The organism is Steroidobacter sp. (assembly GCF_016790065.1).
Classification (GTDB): Bacteria; Pseudomonadota; Gammaproteobacteria; order Steroidobacterales; family Steroidobacteraceae; genus Steroidobacter.
In genome coordinates, this window is the sequence record NZ_JAEUPY010000401.1 from 1 (window position 1) to 3,657 (window position 3,657).

A 3,657-nucleotide genomic window follows, 5' to 3' on the forward strand; every position below is an offset into this window, starting at 1 on the left:
TCCAACTCAGCTCACGCGAGCAAGGTCGGCACCACCATCGCAGAGCCTTGGATGGCAGCGACGCTGGAGCTGCGCGACTCACAACAGTACGCGGTCTCTGCCTTCGCGCCATCGGATTTCTATCAAGGTCAGCACACGTTGATTTACGGCGCGGCCATTCGTAACGAAGCTCGTCGTGTGGTCGGCGGCATCGGCATCGTGTTCGACTCGGCACCGCAGTTCAAAGCGATGTTACGAGACGCGCTGCCCCGCACTGAATCCGGCACCGTGATCGAAGGCTCCATCGGCTTGTTCGTCGATGCGCGCATGAACGTTCTCGCTGCTTCCTCCGACTACGAGCCTGGCGATGTGATCGATCTGCCACGCGAGCTGCTCAGCACACCAGCAAACGCCAGCACTAGCCCGCAAACGGTGTGCATGAACGGTATGCATTACGCCATCGGTGTACGTAAGACCTCCGGCTATCGCGAGTACACCGGCATGGGCGCGTTTAGCCTGATCCTGATTCCGCTCGGCGAAGCAGTCGAGCGAGTCGTGATCCGTCGCGCCGAGCCGCAGAATCATCGACGCACCGTTGCACAAGAGCGCATGGTCGATATCGCCACGTTCTACTGCGGCCAGCAACGACTCGGGTTGATGCGCGAGGAGATCGTCGAAGCCCTGGACGGCGCTAACATCCGTCCGATTCCGAACGCGCCAGCCTGGCACGCCGGTCTGCTGATGTATCGAGACATGCCGTTGCCGGTGATCGACCTGAGTCAACTATTGAATGCAGGCCCGGGCACCGATGCTCGCAACGTGATCGCCGTGCGTGCGGCAGACTCGGAACAACTGTTCGGATTGCTGGTGGAAGAACTGGCCGACATTCCGGAAATCGCAGTCAGCCGCATCTTGCCGGTGGGCGAGTTGAATGGCTGCGGCGCTGCCATTCTCGACCGCGCCGTTCGTCCCGAGCACGCAGAGGAACCGGTGCTCATGCTCATGAACATCGAGCAACTGCTGATGTACGCGGGAGCTGCTGGATTCAGGTTGCCGCCACCGACTGCATCAGTGACCAAACTCAGAGCGGCGGGTTAACGCATCCCGCGTGACAGACTGAACTGGCGAATCACGCCGGTGTAGTAAGCATCTCTGCTGGCGTTCCGGCGCCCTTCCAACTCGGCATCGGCATCGCGCTCCAGCGCCATCCGAGTCGCCTGCTCCGCTTGCGGTGAAGCCATGAAGGCCTGCGCACGCCGCAAGGCCTGACCCATGTCGCATTTGTAATAGGTTTGCGTGGCCAGCACCTGGCGCGTCTCGTCATTGGTGCCTCGATTCCAAATCCACAGCGAGTTCACCGTGAGCCGCCCGCTATGCACGCTGAACTCTTCGTCAGCCGCACCGAAGGCACGACGCACGAACACGTTCGGCGCTTCAGCCACCAACTCAATCGAAGCTTGCTGACCAATCCGACGCGGATCTTCTTCAGAGAGCACAGTGAACGAGGTGATGTCCGAGCCCGCCGCGAAGTACTGCACGATGGTCTCGCCAGTACTCGTGTCCTCGCTACACCAGGTCCCCTCCAGCGGCTTGGCAGAACCGGCCGTGGCATGAGCCGCCGACACGCCCGCAGCGGCTAGCAGCATGGACACGAACACCCTGGCGATCGTCTTCGAAGCATTTGACATTGTACGAATCGAGCTCGACAGATAGACCGGGAAGACAGAGAGCAATTTGCATGCCGGTAGCGTTCAAACGCTTGGCCCGCCGATGAATTGCACAGCCGGTAACGACGCGCCGGCGTGGAGTTGGTAAGAAGGCCGACACCGACCATTCGGAGTATCCTGGGCGCAAGGATTCGCCTCGGGCCTGAAGCTATGGAACGCCGCCGCGCCGTCGCGTCGATTCTCGGACTGGGACTGTGCCTGGCATTGCTAGGTTGGTGGGCATTGCGGCCCGATCCTGCGGTCGCGCCCGCCGCGCCAGCAAACCCCACCGCGCACAGGTCGCAGCCTTCGCTGGCAGCAGAGCCGGCGCAAGTGATTCAACCTGTCGCCGACTCTACCGATGCAGCCGATACGTCTGCGAAGACCGCGCCGAGTTTAGAAACGTTTCGTGGCCGCTTGGTGGACGCAGTGACGCGCCAGCCAGTGCGCGAGTTCGAACTGCACTTCCATCCGCTTCGTTTCAACAACCCTAGGGAACGCGAACCGGTACACCGCTCCTTCCGTACCAAGGACGGACGTTTTCAATGCGGCTGCGCACCCGCCGGCCTGTGGACCGTCTTCGCCACGGCCGCCGGTTATCAACGGTTCGAATTGCCGGAAGTGCAGCTCGTCGCCGCCAAAGTCAGCGAAGAACTGCTGATTCCGATGCGGCCGGGCGTGGCGGTTCGTGGCCGTGTATTCAACCAAGCCACCGGTGCTCCAGTTGCGGCTGCAACCCTCCAGTTTCGTGAGGCACACGTCGGGCGCTATCAAGGCAACTTCCGAATGCGGCCCTCGGTTCGCTCACAGCAAGATGGCTCGTTCCTTCTCGATGGGCTGCCGACAGGCTCGGTCATCGTCACCGCTCATGCTGAACGTTATGCGGCGCGCGAGCTCACGGTCACCACAGGAAACAAAATGGCGCCGCTGGAAATCGGCCTAAGCACTGGCGGCAGCATCGCCGGCTACCTCGCCGGCAGCGACGGCATCACAGCGGTCTCGGGTCAGGTGACGCTGAGTTACTTCGATCAGAACGGTGGCACGGCCACGCAGCTCGAAAGCTCCAGCGAGTTCGTGTTCGAGCGGTTGCCCGCCGGGCGCTATCGCCTCACCGGACGGAGCGGCGCATTGAGTGGCGGCCGCTACATCACACTCGCCGACGACGAACGAGTGGAAGGCATCGTGCTGGCGCTAAGCAGCGGCCTCGCCATCCGCGGCACGGTCACGGGTCTGCGACCCGAGGAGTTCAAGGAAGTGACTGTGTTCGTCTATCCACTCAAGGGTTACGGTGATTTCTCGCAGGATGTGAGGGTCGACGAGCGTGGCAGGTTCGTAGTGAACGGTGTGCCGCCGGGCTCGATGAGTATCAACGTCAACGTCGGCATGAGCCGCCAGATGACCAAGCAGGTCGAGATGCCGGCCGACCGCGACCTCACCGTTACCTTGGAATTCCCAACGGGTTCACGCTTGTCAGGACAGGTCACTCGCGGTGGCAAGCCACTGGCGGACGTCATGCTTCGCGCGAACGCCATGACACCTAACAACGATGGTTCTTTTATCTATCCGGTGCAAACGTCTGACAGCGGCGAGTATGCCATCGACGGCTTACCTGCCGGCGAGTACATCGTCAGCGTCGGCGCCTACCGCAGCCAGACAGTGCGCATTGCAGGCGATACCCAGTTCGATGTCGAAGTGCCGCCGACCCAACTCTCCGGCCGACTGCTCGAAGACGGTGGCAAGCTGCCGGTGGTGGGCGCCAACGTTTCTATCTGGCCGACGCAGCCGAACACCGAGTACGCTCGCGCCAGCAGTCGCTCCGACCATTTCGGACAATTCAACTTTGCCGGCCTCGAGCCCGGCGAATTCATGCTCAGCGTCTATAAACCGGGTTACGAGTTGTATCGCCAGCCGGTCTCCTACAGCCCGCCCGCCTCGGCGGTGAACGTGCCGATGCGTCCGGCCCGAGGCGTGA

3 protein-coding genes are annotated in these 3,657 nt (G+C 61.9%); 2 read left to right on the forward strand and 1 reads right to left on the reverse strand.

The annotated features are described in order from the left end of the window. On the forward strand, positions 1–1,077 hold a 1,077-nt coding region (locus JNL55_RS16565), incomplete at its 5' end, for a chemotaxis protein CheW (protein WP_293855786.1). Here JNL55_RS16565 and JNL55_RS16570 read toward each other — a convergent pair. After that, complete coding sequence (locus JNL55_RS16570; protein WP_293855789.1) at positions 1,074–1,667, reverse strand: hypothetical protein; 594 nt, start codon at positions 1,665–1,667, stop codon at positions 1,074–1,076. The genes JNL55_RS16565 and JNL55_RS16570 overlap by 4 nt on opposite strands. Positions 1,668–1,856: 189 nt before the next feature. On the opposite strand from JNL55_RS16570, the gene JNL55_RS16575 reads away from it, so the two are divergent. Then, positions 1,857–3,657: carboxypeptidase-like regulatory domain-containing protein (locus tag JNL55_RS16575; protein ID WP_293855792.1), on the forward strand; the 1,801-nt coding region annotated here is incomplete at its 3' end.

What these genes read in the sequence shown, in the direction of transcription:
- JNL55_RS16570 (WP_293855789.1), bottom strand. Translation starts at nt 1,667, where the DNA reads ATGTCAAATGCTTCGAAGACGATCGCCAGGGTGTTCGTGTCCATGCTG.